This window comes from Caldithrix abyssi DSM 13497 (assembly GCF_001886815.1).
Lineage (GTDB): Bacteria > Calditrichota > Calditrichia > Calditrichales > Calditrichaceae > Caldithrix > Caldithrix abyssi.
In genome coordinates this window covers 592386-614797 of the sequence record NZ_CP018099.1, presented here as the reverse complement: position 1 = coordinate 614797, position 22412 = coordinate 592386, and the positions used below count along the sequence as shown (strand labels likewise).

Here is a 22412-nt window from a genome sequence, read left to right as displayed (position 1 = left end):
CTTGCTTCAAAAGAGGTATGAATTTAGCGTGTTAAAAGTTCTGTAAATGCATTACGTGTTACGCTGTCAAGTCCTGCCGTTCTTTGCGGCTTCTCTGCGCGCTCTGTGTTTTCTTATATCCATGCGGAAATGTTTTGGGTAGAGGCTTTGCTGCTTTAGGTCGTTTGAGCTGTTAATTGACAACCTGAAAAATCATTCCTTGAAAACAGGTCGGGCTGCGCGCATAGCCTAACGCTCTTTTTACAATAAATTCACACCTTTGCCATTTAAAACGCCCCTTCCTCTTTTACTGCATAGCAAAGTTTTTTAAATTCAGCGAAACAAAATGATGAGGTTAAATAACAATGCAACCCATTTATCTGGATTACAATGCCACCACGCCCATCGATCCGCTGGTCGCCGAAGCCATGAAGCCCTATCTGAACGCGCATTTCGGCAATCCTTCCAGCGCTCATTATTACGGTTTTCAGACCAGACAGGCCGTTGAGCAGGCCCGTCGGCAGGTGGCCCGCATGCTGGGGTGCGCGCCGGACGAGATCATCTTCACCTCCGGCGGATCCGAATCCAATAACTACGCCATCAAGGGCGCGACCCTGGCCAACCGCCAGCGCGGCAATCACATCATCACCTCGCAAATCGAACATCCGGCTGTGCTCGAAGTGTGCCGCTATCTGGAAAGTCTGGGCTTTCGCGTGACCTATTTACCGGTTGATGAATACGGCATGGTCAATCCGCAAGCCGTGCAGAAAGCCATCACCGATCGAACCATCCTCATTACCATCATGCACGCCAACAATGAAGTGGGCACCATCCAGCCCATTGCGGAGATCAGCCGTCTGGCCCATGCCCATGGGATCATCATGCACACCGACGCCGCGCAATCCATCGGCAAAATTGCAGTGCGCGTGGACGAGCTGGGCGTTGATTTGCTGTCTGTTGCCGGGCATAAACTATACGCGCCCAAGGGCGTGGGAGCGCTGTACATTAAACGCGGCCTGCGACTGGAAAAGCTGATTCACGGCGCCGACCATGAACAGAACAGACGGGCCGGAACCGAAAATGTGCTGGAGATCGTCGGTCTGGGCAAAGCCTGCCAGTTAGCGCAGGAAAGCGTCGATCAGGAACAGGTGCGCTTAAAAAAACTGCGCGATCGCCTCGAAACACTGCTGTTAACGGCCTTCCCCGAAGCAAAGCGCAACGGTCATCCGCAAAAGCGCCTGCCCAATACGCTGAGCCTAAGCTTTCCCGGGGTGGAAGCCAATCTCATTGTTTCGCAGTTGAGCGAAAGCGTGGCTCTTTCGGCCGGCGCGGCCTGCCACAGTGACGAAGTGACGCTCTCTCACGTTCTGCAGGCCATGCACGTTCCGGAGTCCATTGCTATGGGCACCGTTCGCCTTTCGGTGGGCCGCTTTACAACGGAAGAGGAGATCGAACGGGCCGCTAAACAGATAATCGATGTCATTGAAAAGTTAAAACCCGGCCAGGATTTGCCAGCGTCGGACGCGGAATTGAGCGAAATCAAGCTGACGCATTTTACACATGGCCTGGGCTGCGCCTGCAAGCTGCGGCCGCAGCTTTTAGAAGAAGTTTTGCAAAAATTACCGACGCCTGTCGATTCGCGCTTACTGGTGGGCACAGAAACGGCCGACGATGCCGCCGTTTACCGCCTGCGCGACGACCTGGCGCTGGTGCAAACGGTAGATTTTTTTACGCCGATCGTTGACGATCCCTTCGATTTTGGACGCATTGCCGCCGCAAACGCACTGAGCGATATCTACGCCATGGGCGCAGAACCCATTTTCGCCCTGAATATTGTGGCCTTCCCCGCCAACCGTCTGCCGCTTTCGGCATTGGAAAAGATGCTGGCCGGCGCACAGCTTACGGCGCAAAAAGCCGGCATTTCCATTGTGGGCGGCCACACGGTTGACGACACCGAGCCCAAGTTTGGTCTGGCCGTCAGCGGAGTGGTCCATCCTGAAAAAATCTGGAAAAATATTGGCGCCAGAGCCGGCGATGTCCTGGTTTTGACCAAACCTATCGGTACGGGCGTGCTGTCCACCGCTTTAAAACGCGGACTGCTAAACAAAGACCAGCAAATACATCTGGTGGAAATCATGGCCCGTTTGAACCGCGAAGCGGCGGATGCATTGCGCGATTTTGAAGTGCACGCCTGCACCGACGTAACCGGCTTCGGTCTGATTGGCCATCTGCTGGAAATGTTAAAAGGCAGCGAGGCGGGGGCCCAGCTGTATCTGGACTGCGTTCCGCTTTTGCCGGAAACGAGGCATTTTATTCAAATGGGCATTGTCCCGGGCGGCACCAGGGACAACCTGCAATTTACCGCGCCGTTTGTCGATTATGGGAGTTTAAGCGACAACGAACGACTTTTGCTGAACGACGCCCAGACCTCCGGCGGCCTGCTGGTCAGTTTATCGCAAGAACAGGCCGACGATTTTTGCAAACGACTGCCCGGACAATGCGCTATCATCGGAAAAATCACCGCTCAAAAGGATCCGTTCATCAGGGTGCAGCCCACGCAGCAGACAGGAATTTAAAAGAAGTGGTTGCCGATCCTTTAAACCGCTGCGTTTATTCCAGGGCAGCACAGCCGCAACTCTTAAAAAACCGCAACGTGCGCAATGAATATTTTAAATTAAATTACCATTGCTCGCTCGATCCTCACTCCCAGACAAAAGATCAGGAATGAACGCACTTGTAAGGGCGAAGGATTTCCAACCCTACTTTATCCAGAGCGCTTTTTTGATATGACTAAAGATGAATGCTTACCATCGCTGAATTGTTCTTGGAAATCCTTCGCCCCGACATAAACGGTGGCAGGAATTCACCACATTTGCAGAAACAGGTTTGAAATGACAGGCTAACCATTCAACCAATCAACTATTCAACTAATCAACCATTAAACCAATCCCGCCATGGCGATACAGATGTTTTGAAGGAAGTATTCTAAAAATAAAATTCTTCTATCAGCGCAAAATAATCGACAAAAACTTTTAAATTTTATTTCAAAATTATTTTCTTTCCCTCTCTTATTTAGTATATTATTTCAGTTTGTTAAGTTAACTTAATAATTAAAAGATTGGGGTGAGCTATGAAAAAACTTGTCGCTTTTTTCGCCGTCGCATTATTGCTTTTTGTCGTCCTGCCGACGACGCTCAGCGCCCAGGATTCCTGGCTTTTTCAGGAAGAGATGACCATTAAATTTCCCACGCCCGACAGCGTCACCTATCCCTTTCTCTGCGCCACGGATAACAAGGGCAGCCTTTGGGTCATTACCACCAGCGCAGTGGATGCCCGTGGGATGAATGCCCTGTGGATGGCAGCGCCAGGCGACTCGGTCTTTACGCTGATCGACGACTACAGCGCCAATCTGGACGTGGAATCGGCGCGCGGCATTACCACCATTGACGACACCGTTCTGGTTGTGTGTCGTAAGCCGGGTACGCCCATGCCTTCGCTTTCCATCATGTACGAATATCCCGATGGCGATCCCGCTCAGCGTAAGGAATACACCGCCGGCGGTTACGGTACGTGGGTGCTCGGTCTTTCTGCCAACAAGGACAAATTTGTGTACGCCGGGCTTTCCTACCACACATCCATCCGCGTGTACAATTTTACGGACACCGCCTCGGCCCGGGGCACCTGGGTGCCCATTCAGCCCCTGGACCTGCATCCCATCGAACCGGGCGGACATGACGGCACAGGATTTTCCATCATTCGCGATGTGGCCACCATTCCCGGCGCCGATTACAGCGATCCCAACACGCCCTTCTTTTCCAGCCGCAACAGCGATACTCTGAGCTCCACAGGCGGTATTGCCGTGTGGACCGGCGGAACGCAAACCTCGCCTAAAGATTACGTGGGCCAGCGCGTAAGCGATGTGTCTTCCTACCTTGGCTGGCTTTCCTGGACGCCTTACGGCATTGCCTGCGACAGCCAGGGGAATCTGTGGGCCTGCGGCACCGATACCACGCGGCGCTGGGTAAAATCGTTCATGATCAGCGGAAATTTCGCCATTGAACTGGATGAGTTGCCATCAGCTAACAGCGCGGTCAATCCCGATCCGCAGGGCGCTCCCTTCTTAACCCCTTCGGACATTGCCTTCAGCCCGGACGAAAATTTTGCCTATGTCATCGATCAGGAAGCTAAATGCGCCTTTGTCTTTTCCTACGGCCCATTGCAGGCGCTTGATGAGCCAGGCTCGCTGCTTCCTAAGACAACAGCGCTCTTAGGGAATTTCCCCAATCCGTTTAATGCCCAGACAACCATTGAATATCAGTTAAGTAAAACGCAAAATGTTCAATTTTTGATTTTTAGTAATTCCGGTCAATTGGTTAAAGAAATTAATGTTGGTAAACAGGTCGCCGGTAAACATCAGATTAAGATTAATGGCAATCATTGGGCTTCGGGAATTTATTTTTACCAATTACGCGGCGAGAACGTGGTTCAAACGAGAAAAATGCTATTGATTAAATAAGTGATTCCCTGCTGTTCATTGAATTAAGGGTTATCATTATGGCAGGTACTTATTCAAAAATTTATATCCAGGTGATCTTTGCCGTAAAGGGGAGGCAAAATCTTTTACAAAAATCCTGGCGCAATGAAGTATTTAAATACATGACGGGAATTATTAAGAATAAAGGCCATAAATCGATCATTATTAATGGCGTATCAGATCATGTTCATTGTTTTATTGGTCTTAAACCGTTTATGGCCCTGTCGGGTTTGGTTAGAGATATAAAAAATAATTCTTCTAATTTTATTAACGACAGAGGATTTGTGCAAGGTAAGTTTGAATGGCAGGCTGGATATGGGGCTTTTTCTTACGCGCATTCTCAATTGGATACGGTTTATAAGTATATTTTAAATCAGGAAGCGCATCATAAGAAAAAAACGTTCAGGGAGGAATATTATAATTTTTTAAAAAAGTTTGAAATTGAATTTAAGGATGAATATTTGTTTGAATGGATTGAATAATGTCACCTCTTCGAGGTTTAAATGAGGGCCGGGATTTTGGCTATAATCGTTTCATCCCTTCGGGATTGGAATGGCGCCAAAATGTAAAGATGGTTTAAAATGAACGGAACAGCACCATTTTGTAAATGAAGCGAATCCCAAAAAACAATTGCATGTGCCGGAAATTTTGAACATGAAATACGAAATAAAATTGGTGACGAAATAACCCAAATCCGAAGGATTGAAATGATTATAGAAAACCAGACCCCAAACCAAATTATTAACCCTGAAAGGGTGTCATATTGGTGGCAACCGTTTCATCTTTCGGGATTGAATTAGCGCCAAAATGTAAAGATGGTTTAAAATGAACGGAACAGCACCATTTTGTAAATAAAGCGAATCACAAAACAATTTTATGTGCCGGAAATTCTGGGCATGAAATACGAAATAAAATTGGTGACGGGAAAACCCAAATCCGAAGGATTGAAATGATTATAGAAAACAAATTAATAACCCTGAAAGGGTGAAATATTGGCGGCAATCGTTTCATCTTTCGGGATTAAAACGGCGTCAATACGTAAAGGTGATTTTTGTCTGAAGGGATTAAATAATAATGTCACCTCTTCGAGGTTTAAATAATGGCCTGTGGCATTTTGGCTATAATCGTTTCATCCCTTCGGGATTGAATTAGCGCCAAAATGTAAGGGCGATTTTAAAATAGTCCGAATAGTAAAATTTTGTAAAGGAAATGAATTCAAAAAAATAACCCCAGGAGCCGGAAATTCTGAACATAAAATCCGAAATAAAATTGGTGACGGAAAAACCCAAATCCGAAGGATTGAAATGATTATAGGAAAGTGAAGCCCCAATCAAATCATTAACCCTGAAAGGGTGCCATAATGGTGGCAATCGTTTCATCCCTTCGGGATTGGAATGGTGCCAAAATGTAAAGATGGTTTAAAATGAACGGAACAGCACCATTTTGTAAATGAAGCGAATTACAAAAAACAATTTTATGTGCCGTAAATTTTGAACATGAAATCCGAAATAAAATTGGTGACGAAAAAACCCAAATCCGAAGGATTGAAATGATTATAGAAAACCAGACCCCAAACCAAATTATTAACCCTGAAAGGGTGTCATATTGGTGGCAACCGTTTCATCTTTCGGGATTAAATTAGCGCCAAAATGTAAAGATGGTTTAAAATGAACGGAACAGCACCATTTTGTAAATGAAGCAAATCCCAAAAACTAATTGCATGTGCCGGAAACTCTGAACATGAAATCCGAAATAAAATTGGTGACGAAATAACCCAAATCCGAAGGATTGAAATGATTATAGAAAACAAATTCCCAAACAAATTAATAACCCTGAAAGAGAAATTTTCATTGTTTCATTCAAAACGGAAAACAAATACATGAATTTTAAAATGAACATTTTTTTATTATGCCTCATTCTCTTTTTTTATGATGTCGGTTTTACCCAACCGCAAACCAAACGCCTCTTTTTGTGGGTGGACGCCAGCGCCAACTGGGCGCAGCTAAGCGACTCTTCCGCCATGGAGGCGATGGCCCAAAAGGCGGCGTCTGTCGGCTTTACCGACCTGGTGATTGACATCAAGCCCAATTCGGGCTATGTGTTGTACCCCAGTAAAATTGCGCCCCGTCTGTTAAAATGGAAGGGCGTGGAACGTCCGGCGTATTACGACTACCTGGCCCATGCCCTGACGCTCGGCAAACGGTACGGTTTAAAAGTACACGCCGCCCTCAACATTTTTTCCGAGGGTAGCCGCCCCGCCGGGCTGGGGCTTGTTTACGAAACGCGTCCCCACTGGCAAACCATTCTGTACACGCCGAAGGGCTTAAAACCCATTACAGAAGTGGAAAGCAAACAATCCCTGTTTGTGAATCCCATCAGAGAAGACGTGCAACGCTACGAACTTTCCATCATCGCCGAAGTGGCGCGCAACTACCCGCAACTGACCGGCATCATTCTGGATCGCGCTCGCTTTGACGGCATTGCTTCCGATTTTAGCCCGGAATCCAGGGCGGCGTTTGAAAAGTTCTTAAATAAAAAAGTTAAACACTGGCCAGAAGACATTTTTACTTGGCAAAAACAAACGCCGGACGCCGAGCCCGAAGTAACGCCAGGCCCATTATTCAAGCGGTGGCTTTTCTGGCGCGCAAAGTGTATTTTCCATTTTTTTGTAAAAGCGCGAGACACCGTAAAAACGCTTAACCCTCAACTGGCGTTTGGCGACTATGCCGGATCTTGGTACCCCACCTATTACGAAGTGGGCGTCAATTGGGCCAGTCAACATTACCATCCCCCCTACTGGTGGGCCGATCCGGACTACCATGTAACCGGTTACGCCGAATTGCTGGATTTTTTCATGTCCGGCTGTTATTATTTTGAAGTAACCATCGACGAACTTAATTTACCCGATGTGCGGATTGATTTGCGGCAGGAAGCGGCCATGAAAGATGGTAAACAATTCTGGTATAGTGTGGAAGGCGCCTGCGACATAACCAATCAGGTCATTCAGCAGGCCACAACCGTGTACGGCAGTCTGTTCATATTACAATACAAAAATCATCCGCAGCAGTTTAAACGCGCCATGCAAATGGTTTTGAAAAAAACAGACGGGTTAATGCTCTTCGATCTGGTTTATATTAATGAATATGACTGGTGGGATCTTTTGCAAGAAACTTTTTCTGATTAAAGGCAAGTATGCGTAAAACTCATCTGATTGTTTTATGGTTGATTTTACTTTTTGCGGCCACTTGCTCTTTTGCGCAGGACACGCTGCTATTTGTCATCCGCGTCGATGATATTTTAAGCCGCAACATTTCGTTGCAGCCGCGCAGCATTACGCCCTTCCAGCAAACCGTTGAAGCCGTCGGCGCTAAAGTGTCATGGTCGGTCATTCCTCATCGCCTGCAGGAAGCAGAAAACAACGACGGCCAGCTTCGCGCGGAATTAGCGGCAACCGTACAGCAAGGGCACGAAGTGGCGCAGCATGGCTATATGCATATTTGCACGCTCTGCGGACAATATCATGAGTTTTATTGCACCACCTATCAACAGGCCTTCACTTATGAGCAGCAAAGCGCATGGATTTCCACAGGTCGGCAAATTTTACAAGACAGCGTCGGTATTACACCGATTTCGTTTGTGCCCCCTTCTCATGTGGCCGACCGCACCACTTACAACGCGCTGGTCGATCAGGGCTTTAATCTCATATCCACGTCCGGATATAACCTTAGCGAGCTCAGGGAGGGGCTGTTCAACATCCCTCCGGGAAGGGATTACACATGGGAGCTGACCTCTGAGCAGTATAACGCCAGAAAGCAGGAAGCCCTTGCCGAGATTGAAAGCGTATTATCCGAGCAGGGCATTTACACACTGCTCTTTCACGATCCGTTTATCCGTCAGGGCTACGAAAATGGCCTGGTTTTGCAGTGGACGGCCGAGTTGTTAGACTCGCTCGTTTCCATTTATGGGACACGCCTTAAATTTGTTACTCTTAGCCAGGCGCGGGACATGCTTTTAAATAACAGCACACAACTTGCGCACAGGCAAAAGTTAATTTTAAAAAGTTTTGAATTAAGCCAGAACTTCCCCAATCCTTTTAACGGACAAACGCGCATTCATTATTATCTGGGACAGGCCGCTCGCAATGTTTCCGTTCGTTTTTTTGACGCGAACGGCAGACTCATTGAAGCCATAAACCTCGGTCAGCATCTGGCTGGCAATTACTGGCTGCCATGGAATCCGGTCAATCTGGCCAGCGGCTTTTACGGCTATATTTTTGAAGTGCGTTTTAACGATGGAAGGGTGGCGCGGAAAAGTAAATTTTGTACCATTTTAAAACAGAGCGTTTATGAAAAAAACATTGTTTATTCTGTTAATTTTTAGTCAATTGATCGGCGCGCAAATGCCGCAGGCGCGCGGCGTGTGGCTAAGCCGCGACGTCATCGAAGGCGGCGTTGATTTAATCGAATCCACCTGCCACAAACTGGCGCAGGCTAATTTTAACCGCATCTTTGTGAATGTTTACTATCTGGGCGCCACCATTTATCCCAGCGATGTGCTGCAACAGGCCGGCGGGCCGCGGCAACACATTCAATTTGCAGGAAGAGACCCTCTGGCCGAGACCATCGAAATCGCCCACCGCTGGAACCTGGAAGTCATCGCCTGGTTTGAGTACGGCTTGATGAGCCACTACAGCGGCAACGACACCAGCGACAGCGGCCCGATTTTAACCGCTCATCCGGACTGGGAAGCCGTGGACAATCAGAGCCGGCATTACCAGCAAAACCAGTGGGGCGTTTTCCACTGGATGGACGCCGCACATCCTGAAGTTAAACAATTTATGGAGGACCTGTTTGCAGAAATCGCCGCCCGCTACCCGCAACTGGACGGCGTCGAAACCGATCGCATTCGCTACCCCTCTACCGATTTTTCTTACTCGGCCGTTTCGCGCCAGCGCTACCAGCAGCAAACGGGCGGCACGGATCCTCTGTACATCTACCCGGGGCATGCCGAGTGGGCGCAGTGGACCGCCTGGCGCGAAAGCCAGATCAACCAGATCGCCCGGCGCATTTACCAGGCGGTGAAAGCGCTTCAACCCGATATGCTCGTTTCCGCCGCCGTGGCTCCGCCCTACATGTTGCTCAGCGGCTCCAAGTTGCAGCGCTGGGATGTGTGGAGCGACAGCGGCTATGTGGACGCCCTGGAGCACATGCTCTATTTGAACGACAGCGATTTTCCCAATCAGTTTGAACTGGCCAGGCAAAAAACCAATCCGCACGTGTTGTTGTACGCCGGAATCGATTTTAACACCCTGCAATCTGCGCTGTTTCAAATCAATTACGCCCTGACGCATCAGGCCGACGGCGTAACCATCTGGTACTACAAAGACCTGAACGACGAGGTTTTGCAAACACTGCGCGACGAAGTATTCAAAACTAAAGCGGCCCTGCCGCATCAGGATTTAATTATTGACGATGGCGCCTCGCGTTTCTTTACCGCTACCGGCGCATGGGATAAATACTCGGGCGGATTCAATGATTCGTATTTGCTAAGCGCCGATCCGGCGGCTCAGGCCGTTTTCGACGCGCCCGTCTGGCTAAGCGGCCATTACGCCCTCTTTGCCCGCTGGCCCGCTCAATCCGACCTAACGGAACAGGCCCTCTGGCGCATCGAAGCCAACGATTCTGCCCATTCGGTAACCATCAACCAACAAAAGGATGCCAACCGCTGGGTATTTTTACATGCCGATTCCTTTTCTTACGGCTCGACCGTTCGTCTGCAATTGACCAACAGCGCAAACGGTAAGTTAGCCGCCGACGCCGTGCGCCTTTTAAGACAAAAACCGCTAAAAGCCATCGATTATTTTGCGCCCGACTCCGTGCATCTCAACTTAAAATTCAACCAGTGGATCGATAGCGCCGCGGCGCTGTCGCCAGCCAATTACAACATTCAGCCGCAGGTGGAAGTAATAAACGTCGCTTTTGTCGGGCAAGATCGTTCTGCGGTCAACCTGCAAACCGCGCCTTTAACGCCGGGACAAAACTATCAACTGCAGATCAGCGCGCTTAAGGATTACGTCGGTATTCCATTAAACGATCTTACGCTGAGCTTTACCTTTGATCCCCAATTAAGTGAAATTGTAATCGATAACGCTTCCGACACCTTTACCACATACGGCCAGTGGCAAACGGTAGCAGACTCCTGCGCCATTAACGGCGACTGGTTATACATTCAGGCGGGATCAGGCGCGCGCTTTGCCCAATGGTGGTCGCCCATCCAGCAAGACGGCTACTATCGCGTGCAGGTTTTTATTCCCTGTTCCGATCTGACGCTGACCAGCGACGCGCACTACGCCATTTTGCACAACTTCGGCTCCAGTTCGGTCATCCTCAGTCAGCAACAGGCCGTAGGCAATTGGGCCGACCTTGGAACTTACTACCTTAAAGCGGGGCAAACAGCCAGCGTAAAACTGAGCGACGAGGCCAGCGCCGGCGTAATCGCCGCCGATGCGCTGCGCTTTAAACGCACACTAAATCCCACCGCTTTACCGCTGAGCAATAGACCGCTGCCGGACGATTTTACGGTGGGCGCAAATTACCCCAATCCCTTTAACAATCAAACGCTCATTCCGCTTCATCTAACTCTGCCGGCAAAGGTCAGGCTGGAGCTTTTCGACGTTCGCGGTCGGCGCGTGTTTTCGTCTGCAGAACGGGTGTTTCACGCCGGCGAACACCGATTGACTTTGAAAGCTGAACAATTAAGCAGCGGGATTTATTTTTTCGTGGTGCGTTTTAGAACGGCCGATCACCGGCAAAAAGCGCATTATGGGAAAGTGATGGTTTTAAAATAGAAAAGAGTCCGCCGGGCGCTGAGAAAGTTCCCTCGGGCAGGAACGAGTTTCAGGCCCGGAAGATTAAGGGCTCATCAAAAAATAAAATCAATAAAAATGAGTGGACAAATGGTCGCAAAACGTCTCGTCAAATTTATTGTATTGTTCCTGTTTTTCTTCTTTTCCATCCTTTCACTCCACGCCCAGTCGCCCAAAGGCAAAATAATGGGCCAGGTAACCGACGCCAAAAGCGGGCAACCATTGGCCGGCGCAAACATTTACATCGAGGGAGCGACATTGGGCGCGGCCTCTGACCTGGAAGGTTTTTACTACATTTTGAATGTACCTGCCGGAAAGCACACCGTGGTTTGCCAGATGGTGGGCTATCAAACCGTGCGTAAAACGCAGGTGGAAGTGGTGGTTGATCGCACCACGCGCGTCGATTTCCGCCTGGCGGAAGCCATTGAAGAGACCGAGCCGGTGGAAGTGGTGGCCCAAAAACCGGCCGTTGTGCGCGATTTGACCGCCACCTCCAACTTTATGGATGCCAGAGAGATCGAAAGCGCGCCGATTCAGGGCCTGCGCGAAATGATGCAATTGAACGCCAATGTAACGCGCAACCCCAATGGCACCTTTTCCATTCGCGGCGGCGGCGCCTTTGACGTGCAGGTACAGTTTAACGGCATCGAACAGATCAGCTCTAACACGGGCGTGCCCGGCTACAATTTTATGGGCGAAAAATCCAACACCAGCTGGAAATACGACTACAATCCCCTGGGCGTGGAACAGATGGAGGTCATTTCCGGCGGATTTAGCGCGGAGTACGGCAACGCGCAGTCGGGAATTGTTAAGGTGGTAACCAAAGAAGGCGGTTCCGAATTTCACGGCGACTTTCGCGTGGAAGTGCGCCCGCCCGGCAAGTACCATTACGGTCCGTATCTTTACGGCCCGGAAACCGTGGAGTGGAAAAACTGGGGTTCGTTCGATAAGTGGCAAAGGTGGCGCGACGAGAACGCGCCGAATATTCCGGATGACTCGCTTTACACCCATTACTACCAGAAATGGATTGCCAACCACTCCCCCGCCGAAGGCAATCGCTCCAATCCCCTGGGCGTGTACGACTACCGCAAGCTGATGTACCGAAGATACCTGTTCGGATTTGGCGGTCCTTTAAGCAAAGACGGCAAACTGCGCTTTTTCCTTTCTGCCGAGTACCGCAACACGCCGGCGCGCATTCCCAGCGTGGAACGCAGTCAAATCTACCAGAATTACAGCTTAAACCTGACCTACCAGCTTACGAAAAACGACAAACTAAAATTTTTAATGCAATATCAGGGCTACCGCGGCTCGGTGTGGTCTGGCTCGGACGACATTCGCTGGGCTTCGATCATCGGTCAATGGCCCCAGTACAAATACGTGTTGATCTTCGACAGCCCCAAAGAAGAGACGACCACCACGCAAAGCCTGAGCTGGACGCATGTCTTTTCCAGCAAAACCTTCCTGGAAGCCATGGTCTGGCACCAGCGCGAGGTGTACATTGAACGCAATCGATCGATCATTACCGCTACCGATCCGTGGCTCATCCGGGCCGGCCCCTGGGACGAGGAATTCCGACGCATCGTCTATGCCTTTACTTCGCTTTACGCGCTGGACAACCGCACCGATGTGTGGAACGCGTCCGTTGATTTAACCAGCCAGGTGACCAATCGGCATCTGCTGAAAATCGGGGCCAAAGCGCAGTACTGGGACACGCGCTACAACGGAGAATCCGGCGCCCGGCTGAATGCCTTTATTTCCTACTCCGGCTTTGCCGAATATTACCACGCCTATCCCTATTACTTTGCCCTGTACGCTCAGGATAAGATTGAGGTGGAAGAGATTGTGGCCAATGTGGGCCTCCGTTTTGAAGGTTTTAACATGAACTGCGACGCGCCGGCAGACCGCTTTCGTCCATTTTATTTTGGTACAGGCCAGGGCGGCGGCCCCTTTATTGGCGATCCGGGCGACCCACGGACGCGTAAGCCCAAAACGCACCTGGCTGTTTCGCCCCGCTTCGGGCTTTCCTTTCCTATTGGCGAAGACATGGCCTTTCGTTTACAATACGGGCATTTTTATTCCATGCCGCTCTTCCGGCAAACCATCTCACGATCCACCTGGCAGGGATGGCGCATGTACGGCAATCCTGATCTGGGTTTTAAGAAAACCATCAGCTACGAAATTGGTTTGCAAAAAGGGATTAAAGGACACCGGCTGGATATTGCCGCCTATTACAACGACCGCGTTCAGCAAACCGTGCGCGTCAACATCCATTCGCCGCAGGGTTCGCAACAAATTGCGCCGCAAAATCCCTATTACATCTCTTACGAAAACAACGGCTACGGCGCCACCAAAGGAATTGAAATATCTTTGAACCGCATTGCGCCCGGCGACTGGAATTACCGTTTGAGCTACAGTTTTGCGCGCACCACCTTTGGCGCATACGGAGCCATGGATATCTATCCGGATCCCAATGATCCTCGTTCATTCCTGGAAAGACGCAGCGCCAACGATTTTGTAACCAGCCAGGACCGCACGCACACCTTTCGGGCGCTGATCTCTTACCGCCTGGCGCAAAAGTTTTTAAAGTTACTGCCAGACTTTTTAGGTGTACACACAGCCAGCGCCAGCATGATCTACTCGGCCAAAAGCGGAACGCCCTTCACCTATGTAACCAGCTACGATCAGTTTACGGATGTGATCAACAACCGGCGTTATCCGCTGGAACAGAAAACCGATTTGAGTATCACCATAAAAAGCAAGCTGTGGGGCCTCAGTCCGGCGCTATCTTTACGCGTGGAAAATCTGTTTAACGATAAATGGCTAACGCCTTTGCTGGACGCCACGGAGCTGAGGAACTGGGTGGAATACGGCATTACGCGCGATACGCCGCCTTCGGACGACCCCAACGATCCGCAGGCGCGCATTTACAAGTTTCGCTACTACCAGACGTACCGTAATATGCCCACGGCGCTGTACTTGAGTTTGGGGGTGAGTTTTTGATATGATCGTTTGCCCTGTCATTTCAGCGAGCTCTTTATGCAGAACGTGCCCTGTCATTTCGACGAATTCGACCACGGGCACACCCTCTGTCATTTCGACGAGCCCGCCCGCAGGCGTGCCCCAGTCATTTCAACGAGCTCTTTATGCAGGACGTGCCATGTCATTTCGACGAATTCGTCCACAGGCACACCCCTGTCATTTCGACGAATTCGACCGCGGGCACGCCCCTGTCATTTCGACGAGCCCGCCCGCGGGCGAGGAGAAATCTTCTCAAACTAGTCAGAAAAGATTTCTCACCCCGATAAATCGGGGATTCGAAATGACAGTGAGAGGGGAGCTCCTCGAAAGGACAGGGATTGTGGCTCAAAATCACCAAAGAAAGTGATGCGAAACGGTACGACAATGTGGTGTTAATTTAATTAGGTAAAACAAAAAAACAATCTTAGAATGAAAGATTTTAAATATTATTTCGTTTACATCATGACAAACTGGAATAATAAGGTAATGTATGTGGGAATCACCAATAATCTTATGCGCCGGGTATATGAACATAAAAATAAATTAATTGATGGTTTTACAAAAAAATACAATATTAACAAACTGGTTTACTATGAGACTTTTCAGGATGTCCGTGCTGCTATTGAACGCGAGAAGGAAATTAAAAAATGGAGAAGAGAAAAGAAAAATAAGTTGGTTAATACAAAAAATCCTGAGTGGAGAGATTTAAGTAAGGATTTTGAGTAGAATTGCCCTGTCTTAATAACGATAACCGTTGCACGATGCTTAACGAGCTATTCATGCAGGACGTGCCATGTCATTTCGACGAATTCGACCACGGGCACACCCCTGTCATTTCGACGAATTCGCCCACGGGCACGCCCTCTGTCATTTCGACGAGCCCGCCCGCAGGCGTGCCCCTGTCATTTCAACGAGCTCTTTTTGCAGGACGTGCCATGTCATTTCGACTAATTCGACCGCGGGCACACCCCTGTCATTTCGACGAGCCCGCCCGCAGGCGTGCCCCAGTCATTTCAACGAGCTCTTTATGCAGAACGTGCCATGTCATTTCGACTAATTCGACCGCGGGCACACCCCTGTCATTTCGACGAGCCCGCCCGCAGGCGTGCCCCAGTCATTTCAACGAGCTCTTTATGCAGAACGTGCCATGTCATTTCGACTAATTCGACCGCGGGCACACCCCTGTCATTTCGACGAGCCCGCCCGCAGGCGTGCCCCAGTCATTTCAACGAGCTCTTTATGCAGAACGTGCCATGTCATTTCGACTAATTCGACCGCGGGCACACCCCTGTCATTTCGACGAGCCCGCCCGCGGGCGAGGAGAAATCTTCTCAAACATGTCAGAAAAGATTTCTCACCCCGATAAATCGGGGATTCGAAATGACAGTGAGAGGGGAACTCCTCGAAAGGACAGGGATTGTGGCTCAAATTCACCAAAGAAAGTGATGCGAAAAGGTACGACAATGTGGTGTTAATTTAATTAGGTAAAACAAAAAAACAATCTTAGAATGAAAGATTTTAAATATTATTTCGTTTACATCATGACAAACTGGAATAATAAGGTAATGTATGTGGGAATCACCAATAATCTTATGCGCCGGGTATATGAACATAAAAATAAATTAATTGATGGTTTTACAAAAAAATACAATATTAACAAACTGGTTTACTATGAGACTTTTCAGGATGTCCGTGCTGCTATTGAACGCGAGAAGGAAATTAAAAAATGGAGAAGAGAAAAGAAAAATAAGTTGGTTAATACAGAAAATCCTGAGTGGAGAGATTTAAGTGAGGATTTTGAGTAGAATTGCCCTGTCTTAATAACGATAACCGTTGCACGATGTTTACTGTCATTTCAACGAGCTCTTTTTGCAGGACGTGCCATGTCATTTCGACGAATTCGACCGCGGGCACACCCCTGTCATTTCGACGAATTCGACCGCGGGCACGCCCTCTGTCATTTCGACGAGCTCGTCTGCGGGCACACCCCCTGTCATTTCGACGAGCCCGCCCGCGGGCGAGGAGAAATCTTCTCAAACGTGGCAGAAAAGATTTCTCACCCCGATAAATCGGGGATTCGAAATGACAGTGGGAGGGGAACTCCTCGAAAGGACAGTTTAAGGAGTGCCTTCGAGTGATAGACAGAGGCTGAAACAAAGAATGCAAAAAACTTTAAACCATTAATCAGGGTGAAAACACCATGAGGCTACGCTTAAACATGAACTTCATTCTTTTCGTTGTCGTCGTTCTTCTGGTTGCATCGCAGAGTGCGGCGCAGGTGGAGGCCAACGCCATCTTTTTAAAACGCGGTATGTTGTGGGAAACCGTTAACGTGGCCAAGATGGGGCCCGTTTTTCAAAGCTGGCAGCACAAGGGCTATGGCATGGATTTCCCGGGCTTTGATCCGGAGTACGTTCCGCAACTGGTCGGCGGCCCCAATACGCACCATGCCGGCGGCGGTTTCTGGATGGCTGCCGTACGGCCATCGGCGCCGGATACGGTGTGGGCTGTACAGGACTGGGCCATGTTTGCCACCTCGGTAGGACTTTCCGAGACCAACAGTCCTTACCTGCTGAAAACACATCGATTACGCTGGCCAAACGGCGAGAATTACGGCATGCAGGTCGATCCCTATGAGGCGGAAGAGGTGGTGGAAACCGAATGGGAGTTTAATCCTTCGTATCGTTTTCCTTACACCCCCGGCCGCTTTTTGCCGGTGCGCGTCAAACGTACCGTTCGCGCCTGGAGCGGTTCGGCGGCTGATGAAAAATACATCATCATAGAATATGTGATCACCAATATCGCGCGCGAGGCGCACATCTTTAACGAACAAAACTGTACACCAGAAGCGTATCGCATTCTCAAAGCCGATTCCGTCTTGCAGGACGCCTATCTGCTGTTTACCTACGCCTTTTCCATCAACTACCGCGGCTGGTCCATTTTATTCCCGCAACTGGGCGACGGGGCGCGCAACAATCGCTTTTTGTACGATCCGCGACGGTTGATGCTTTACGGCTGGGCCGATGACTACACAGCGGCCGAGGGAAATCAGAAATTTGATCCTTACATCTATGAAAGCGGCGGACCGCCGGGCGGTAAAGAGTGGCTGGCGCCCGCCTTTGCCGGCATTAAATTTTTACACATTTCGCGTAACGATCTTGGTCTTGAAAATTTTATCAATCCCAGCAGTGTGGGCTGGTCGGTCAGCGAACCGGCAAACTCTTATCCCTTCACCGGTCTGGAAACGCCCGAGCAACGCTACGAAGCCATGAAGGACCTGAATAAAGTTTACAATCCGCTTGTCTTTCCGCAGGGGCTTTCCGACTCGCGCTGGGGAAACGCCCGAATGTGGAGCATGGTTTCGCTGGGTCCGTGGACATTGGAGCCGGGCGATTCCATTAAAATTGTCATGGCCGAAGTTGTGGGCAGCATTGATTTAAGCCGCATTACCGATCCACAATTAAACGAGCAGGAAATTGCACAACAGGGACTGCTGGATCTGCAAAATACGGCCGACCGGGCGCAGTTTAATTACGATCACGGATACAACGTTCCGGATCCGCCCCAACCGCCGTTCTCTTTTACGTTAACCCGTTTGCAGGAACAAACTGTGGGCAATGTGCTCACCTGGAGCAATGAAGCGGAAGCCATCCCCGATGCGGATTACGCCGGCGCCGAAGCCTTTGATCTTGCCGGATATCGCATTTACCGCTCCGAGTACATGCCTTTCGGTCCCTGGAAATTACTGGCCGATATTCCCCGGCAATCTCCGGCTCATTTCGACGAACAGACGCAAAGCTATCAATACGTGGATACCCTGGTTAATGTAGGTTTTAGCTACTACTACGCCATTACCAGCTACGATACCGGGCATGCATACTGGCCGGTTGATCTTTCGGCCCGATTTAAAGAGACCGGTAGCAACCGTGTTCCGCCACTGGAAAGTTCAAAATATCCCAACCACAGCACCGAGCCGTTTGCCGCGGCCTTCGCCCCGCAAAATGAAACACTGGATGAGATTCTGGTGGTGCCCAATCCCTTTGTAACGCGCTCCGGATTTACCACGCCCGGCGCACAGGATCTGATCTCTTTTGTCAATATTCCCAGTCCCTGCACCATTCGCATTTACACCGTGCGGGGCGATCTGGTCAAAACCATCGAACATAAAATCGACACCGGCATCGCTCAGTGGGATCAGATAACCGACTATGGCCAGTACGCCGAAAGCGGCATCTATATTTTTCAGATTACATCGCATGCCGGCCCAACCAAAAACAAGACGTACACCGGCAAGTTTTCAATTGTCCGTTAAAACATGGAATCAAGTGCAATGATGAAATGGTTAATGAAATTGAACGGCGCTTTCCTGATCGCGGCCCTGTTGTTTAGCGGCCTTTGGCCTGCAAGCGCACAGGCTCAGTTCCGCAAGGCCGGAACCACGGGCTACGTTTTTCTGGAAATCCCGGCCACCGCCCGAAGCAGCGGCATGGGAGAAACAACCGTGGCGCTAACCGATGAAGCGGCTGCATCGTTATTGACCAATCCCTCTTTGCTGGCCTTTTCCGCCAGGGGCTTTCACCTTTACGCTTCTTCGGCCAATTACCTGGCCGATATTCAACATCAATGCGCAGCGTTTGGTTTTTCGCTGGGCACAGCCGGCTTTTTAGGGATTAGCTTAAATTACATGGATTTCGGTAAAATGACGCACACCGTTAACGCCGATCCCCAGAACCCCGGTGGCAGCTACCTGATCCTGGGCAACTACACCGCCGATGCGTACGCCCTTGGTCTGACCTTCAGCCGCAAGCTAACGCAATCGTTCGCTTTTGGCATTAAAGGCAAATACGTCCGCGAACGCATCGACACCTACAGTTCGAACAATGTGCTTTTAGACATGGGCATGGTTTATCAGACGCGCTTCCGCACCTTTCGTCTGGGCGGCTACATTCAGAACTTTGGCGTGGACGCCCGATACATTGGCGATTCGTTTAAAATGCCCATGATTTTCCGCCTGGGCTGCGCCATGGAGGTGTGGGGCAACCCCCGTTCTGCCGATCGCCTGACTCTGGCTGTGGACGCCCTGCATCCCAGCGACTACAGCGAGCGGTTACATGTGGGGGCGGAATGGCTGCTGCGCGGCGCGCTGCTTTTACGAGCCGGGTACAAATTTAACTACGACGAAGAAGGCTTCACCGCTGGCGCCGGTTTCCGTCAAAAATGGAAACAGTACGATTTTACGCTGGACGTGGGTTACACAGATTTTGGACGACTCGGCTCGGTTTTAAGATTCGGCCTGGCCATTTCAGCAAACAAATAAGCGAGGTAAAAAATGATTCGCCATAAACGTCTGCAACTATTTATGATAGGTCTCTTCTTTTATCTGTTTGCGCTCTGGGGCGGAACGCAGGCCCTGGCTGCCAGCTTCCGTTTGCACTCCATTACGCCGCTGGCCTTTTTTAATCTGGGTTTAAACTTGAAAGAAGAGCAGGGATTAAAATCCGTTGCGGGCCCGGGTGCCGGCGCCCACATTCGTTTTGCCGCGGGCGATCGCTGGAATGTGACGCTGAGCGGCGGCTACCTCGATCTAAATATCGATCAAGCCGATCCCATCCCCCACTGGAACTGGGCCTTCTGGGATCGTTTTTACGGAAATTACATTCGCGACTTGCAACGGGACAGCAATTACGTGGCCGATCTCACTTACCGGCAAAAGCTGTCTTTAATCCCCGCTGTGTTGCGCATCGGTTACCATCAGCCCATCGGCAAACGCTTTGCCCTTGATGTGCAACTGGGCGGCGGCCTCTATCTCTTCAAAAGAACGCTGGCCGTGCATGAAAAATGGACCAAACATTTTCCGGAAAAGAACTATTCGTTTACCTACGCCTTTGACAACCACGCTCCGCCCCATTCCGGCAATATTCCGGCAGCCGTTCTGGGATTGGAAGCCATCTATCATTTTAAGCAATACCTCCATTTTAATTTTGGGCTGAATTACCACTACTTTTTCCAAACTGAGAAAAAAACTTACTTTCCCTTTGAACAACTTTTACAATTACAAATTGGTTTGCAATTTGTGCATTAAAAACAGGAATGGTTGGTCATGATGAAAAGCGCTGTAAAAAATATCGGATATTATCAATGGCTTTTAGTCGTCTTTCTTTTATTATGTGGACAGGCATCGGCCCAAAACCACTTTGGCGTTGGCCTGGGCAATTCTTACCTTCAACCGGTCGGTTCCCTGCAAAACTGGTTTAAAGGCACATCAAAAGCCCCACAGGTTTCGTTTATCTTTAATCGTACGGCTGAGGCCCAATGGCAGTTTTTTGCCACGGCCGCCCACTTCGATCAGCCCAATAAAGAAAAGTTATACTACAAAGACCTGCAACTGGATTTAAAACTTTACGGCGCAGGCGTGGCTTACGTTTCTTACCTGAGCGTTCCGCGCTGGCGTTTGCAACCGTTCTGGAAAGGCGCCGTTACTCTATTTCGCTGGGAAGCGGTCCGGGGCGCCTATCAAACCGCAGACCGTCTGGTTCCGCAACGCTTTCAGCAGGCCTGGAGCTTTGCCGCTTATGGCGGGCTGGGCATGGCGTTCCACGTTACTCGCTTTTTGAAGTTTAACGTCAGTGGCGGTTATCAATTAGTGGTGGCCGAACTGTGGCCGGCCCTGGCCCTGCACCTGGAAAATGTAAGCGGCTTACAAATAATGCGTTTTGAGATGGAATTTCAATGGATGTTTTAGGCGGCGGGCGCTGAAAGAGGGCGTAGATTCCTGCTTGCGCAGGGAGGAGGCACTATTGGCGCAGGAAGGGGGAGGGGATTCCTGCTTACGCAGGAATGACGTGTGGCTGGTGTGGGGGGATTCCTGCTTGCGCAGGAATGACCCAGGACACGCAGCCTGAATCCCTGAAAAGCTGGGCGGCAATAGCCTTTAATCTTAAATGACATAATTTTTTGTACAATTTAAAAGGGATTTATTATATTAAAATAGTTGAATTTAAAAGGATCACTTCTGATGAAGATATATTTATCGCTGTTTTCTGCCATTGTATTGTTCCTTTTCTGGGGCTGCGGCGGCCAGAAGGATTCTACCAGGGACTTTAGCAAACACAAAATTAAGATTATAACCACTACCGGTATGATCGCCGACGCGGCAAAAAACGTGGGCGGCGAACGGGTTAGCGTAACTCCGTTGATGGGCCCTGGCGTCGATCCCCACCTTTACAAAGCTTCAGAAGGCGATGTTTCTCGCATGGCCGGCGCCGATCTGATTTTGTACAACGGCCTGCATCTGGAAGGAAAGATGACCGACATCTTTGCGCGCATGCAACAGCGTATTAAAACCGTGGCCGTTGCCGAAGCCATTCCGAAAGACTCTTTACTCGCCCCGCCTCAATTCAAAGGCGCGCACGATCCGCATGTCTGGTTTGACGTGCGATTGTGGAAGATCGTCGTAACGCGCATTCGCGACGCGCTGGTTGAGATGGATTCTACGCACGCTCAGGAATATCAGGAGCGAGCAAAAAACTACCTGGCCAGGCTGGATTCACTGGATCGCTATGTTTTGCGGCAGGCATTGCGCGTACCCAAAACACAACGTGTGTTGATCACCGCCCATGACGCCTTCAATTATTTTGGCCGACGCTATCATTTTGAGGTGCGCGGCTTGCAGGGTATCAGTACGGCTTCCGAAGCCGGTACAGCCGACATCCAGCGTCTGGCCGATTTCATTAAAGAACGGCAGATTCCGGCCGTGTTTGTGGAAACATCGGTTCCGCAACGCTACATCGAAGCTTTGCAGGCGGCCGTACGCTCCCGCGGATTCGATGTGAAGATCGGCGGCAGTCTGTTTTCCGATGCCATGGGCCAGCCGGGAACGCCCGAAGGCGAATATCTGGGCATGGTAAAACACAATATCGACATCATCGTTTCTGCTCTGCTGAAAAATTAAGAGCAAAGCAAGATCAACGATGCGCACAGAAATAAAATAATCGCAAAGACGGTTAAAAATTAAAA

At 49.9% G+C, this 22412-nt stretch carries 14 protein-coding genes; all 14 read left to right on the top strand.

All coding sequences use genetic code 11. The features are described 5' to 3' along the window. Positions 1-344: 344 nt before the first annotated feature. The 14 genes from selD to Cabys_RS02365 all read left to right on the top strand — a co-directional run bounded on the left by selD (position 345) and on the right by Cabys_RS02365 (position 22347). The gene (selD, locus tag Cabys_RS02435) at positions 345-2555 is read left to right on the top strand and encodes a selenide, water dikinase SelD (RefSeq protein ID WP_006928527.1); all 2211 of its coding nucleotides are present in this window, start codon (positions 345-347) and stop codon (positions 2553-2555) included. A 554-nt stretch (positions 2556-3109) separates the two neighbouring features. Further along, entirely contained in the window at positions 3110-4495 is a 1386-nt protein-coding gene (locus tag Cabys_RS02430; protein ID WP_006928526.1) for a T9SS type A sorting domain-containing protein, read from the top strand. A 38-nt stretch (positions 4496-4533) separates the two neighbouring features. Further along, complete coding sequence (gene tnpA, locus Cabys_RS02425) at positions 4534-4995, top strand: IS200/IS605 family transposase (RefSeq protein ID WP_006928524.1); 462 nt, start codon at positions 4534-4536, stop codon at positions 4993-4995. A 1409-nt stretch (positions 4996-6404) separates the two neighbouring features. After that, on the top strand, positions 6405-7697 hold the full coding sequence (locus Cabys_RS02415) for an alpha amylase family protein (protein ID WP_071777835.1): 1293 nt from the start codon (positions 6405-6407) through the stop codon (positions 7695-7697). An 8-nt stretch (positions 7698-7705) separates the two neighbouring features. Then, positions 7706-8893 carry a DUF2334 domain-containing protein gene (locus tag Cabys_RS02410; RefSeq protein ID WP_006928522.1) on the top strand — a complete coding sequence of 396 codons (1188 nt, stop codon included), beginning with the start codon at positions 7706-7708 and terminating at the stop codon, positions 8891-8893. After that, on the top strand, positions 8859-11360 hold the full coding sequence (locus Cabys_RS02405; protein ID WP_006928519.1) for a golvesin C-terminal-like domain-containing protein: 2502 nt from the start codon (positions 8859-8861) through the stop codon (positions 11358-11360). The genes Cabys_RS02410 and Cabys_RS02405 overlap by 35 nt, the downstream gene beginning before the upstream one ends. A 108-nt stretch (positions 11361-11468) precedes the next feature. After that, a complete protein-coding gene (locus Cabys_RS02400) occupies positions 11469-14378 on the top strand; it encodes a TonB-dependent receptor (RefSeq protein ID WP_006928517.1) in 2910 nt (969 codons plus the stop codon). 447 nt (positions 14379-14825) lie between these two features. Continuing rightward, positions 14826-15122 (top strand): GIY-YIG nuclease family protein, encoded by a 297-nt coding sequence (locus Cabys_RS02395; protein WP_071961259.1) that lies wholly within the window; start codon positions 14826-14828, stop codon positions 15120-15122. Positions 15123-15904: 782 nt separating this feature from the next. Beyond that, positions 15905-16201: a GIY-YIG nuclease family protein gene (locus Cabys_RS02390; protein ID WP_071961258.1), complete on the top strand. Its 297-nt coding sequence runs from the start codon at positions 15905-15907 to the stop codon at positions 16199-16201. Between the two features lie 395 nt (positions 16202-16596). Continuing rightward, positions 16597-18708: a T9SS type A sorting domain-containing protein gene (locus Cabys_RS02385; protein ID WP_150125316.1), complete on the top strand. Its 2112-nt coding sequence runs from the start codon at positions 16597-16599 to the stop codon at positions 18706-18708. 18 nt (positions 18709-18726) lie between these two features. Further along, the gene (locus Cabys_RS02380) at positions 18727-19713 is read left to right on the top strand and encodes a PorV/PorQ family protein (RefSeq protein WP_006928513.1); all 987 of its coding nucleotides are present in this window, start codon (positions 18727-18729) and stop codon (positions 19711-19713) included. Between the two features lie 12 nt (positions 19714-19725). After that, the gene (locus Cabys_RS02375) at positions 19726-20478 is read left to right on the top strand and encodes a hypothetical protein (protein ID WP_006928509.1); all 753 of its coding nucleotides are present in this window, start codon (positions 19726-19728) and stop codon (positions 20476-20478) included. A gap of 18 nt (positions 20479-20496) precedes the next feature. Continuing rightward, complete coding sequence (locus tag Cabys_RS02370) at positions 20497-21138, top strand: hypothetical protein (protein ID WP_006928508.1); 642 nt, start codon at positions 20497-20499, stop codon at positions 21136-21138. Between the two features lie 273 nt (positions 21139-21411). Then, on the top strand, positions 21412-22347 hold the full coding sequence (locus Cabys_RS02365) for a metal ABC transporter solute-binding protein, Zn/Mn family (protein WP_006928507.1): 936 nt from the start codon (positions 21412-21414) through the stop codon (positions 22345-22347). Positions 22348-22412 lie beyond the last annotated feature (65 nt).

Bases quoted from the DNA above. Each gene is read 5' to 3' on its own strand.
- Cabys_RS02380 (WP_006928513.1), top strand. From the start codon at position 18,727: ATGATGAAATGGTTAATGAAATTGAACGGCGCTTTCCTGATCGCGGCC.
- Cabys_RS02375 (WP_006928509.1), top strand. From the start codon at position 19,726: ATGATTCGCCATAAACGTCTGCAACTATTTATGATAGGTCTCTTCTTT.
- Cabys_RS02405 (WP_006928519.1), top strand. From the start codon at position 8,859: ATGAAAAAAACATTGTTTATTCTGTTAATTTTTAGTCAATTGATCGGC.
- Cabys_RS02395 (WP_071961259.1), top strand. From the start codon at position 14,826: ATGAAAGATTTTAAATATTATTTCGTTTACATCATGACAAACTGGAAT.
- Cabys_RS02370 (WP_006928508.1), top strand. From the start codon at position 20,497: ATGATGAAAAGCGCTGTAAAAAATATCGGATATTATCAATGGCTTTTA.
- Cabys_RS02415 (WP_071777835.1), top strand. From the start codon at position 6,405: ATGAACATTTTTTTATTATGCCTCATTCTCTTTTTTTATGATGTCGGT.
- Cabys_RS02410 (WP_006928522.1), top strand. From the start codon at position 7,706: ATGCGTAAAACTCATCTGATTGTTTTATGGTTGATTTTACTTTTTGCG.
- Cabys_RS02365 (WP_006928507.1), top strand. From the start codon at position 21,412: ATGAAGATATATTTATCGCTGTTTTCTGCCATTGTATTGTTCCTTTTC.
- tnpA (WP_006928524.1), top strand. From the start codon at position 4,534: ATGGCAGGTACTTATTCAAAAATTTATATCCAGGTGATCTTTGCCGTA.
- selD (WP_006928527.1), top strand. From the start codon at position 345: ATGCAACCCATTTATCTGGATTACAATGCCACCACGCCCATCGATCCG.
- Cabys_RS02430 (WP_006928526.1), top strand. From the start codon at position 3,110: ATGAAAAAACTTGTCGCTTTTTTCGCCGTCGCATTATTGCTTTTTGTC.
- Cabys_RS02390 (WP_071961258.1), top strand. From the start codon at position 15,905: ATGAAAGATTTTAAATATTATTTCGTTTACATCATGACAAACTGGAAT.
- Cabys_RS02400 (WP_006928517.1), top strand. From the start codon at position 11,469: ATGGTCGCAAAACGTCTCGTCAAATTTATTGTATTGTTCCTGTTTTTC.
- Cabys_RS02385 (WP_150125316.1), top strand. From the start codon at position 16,597: ATGAGGCTACGCTTAAACATGAACTTCATTCTTTTCGTTGTCGTCGTT.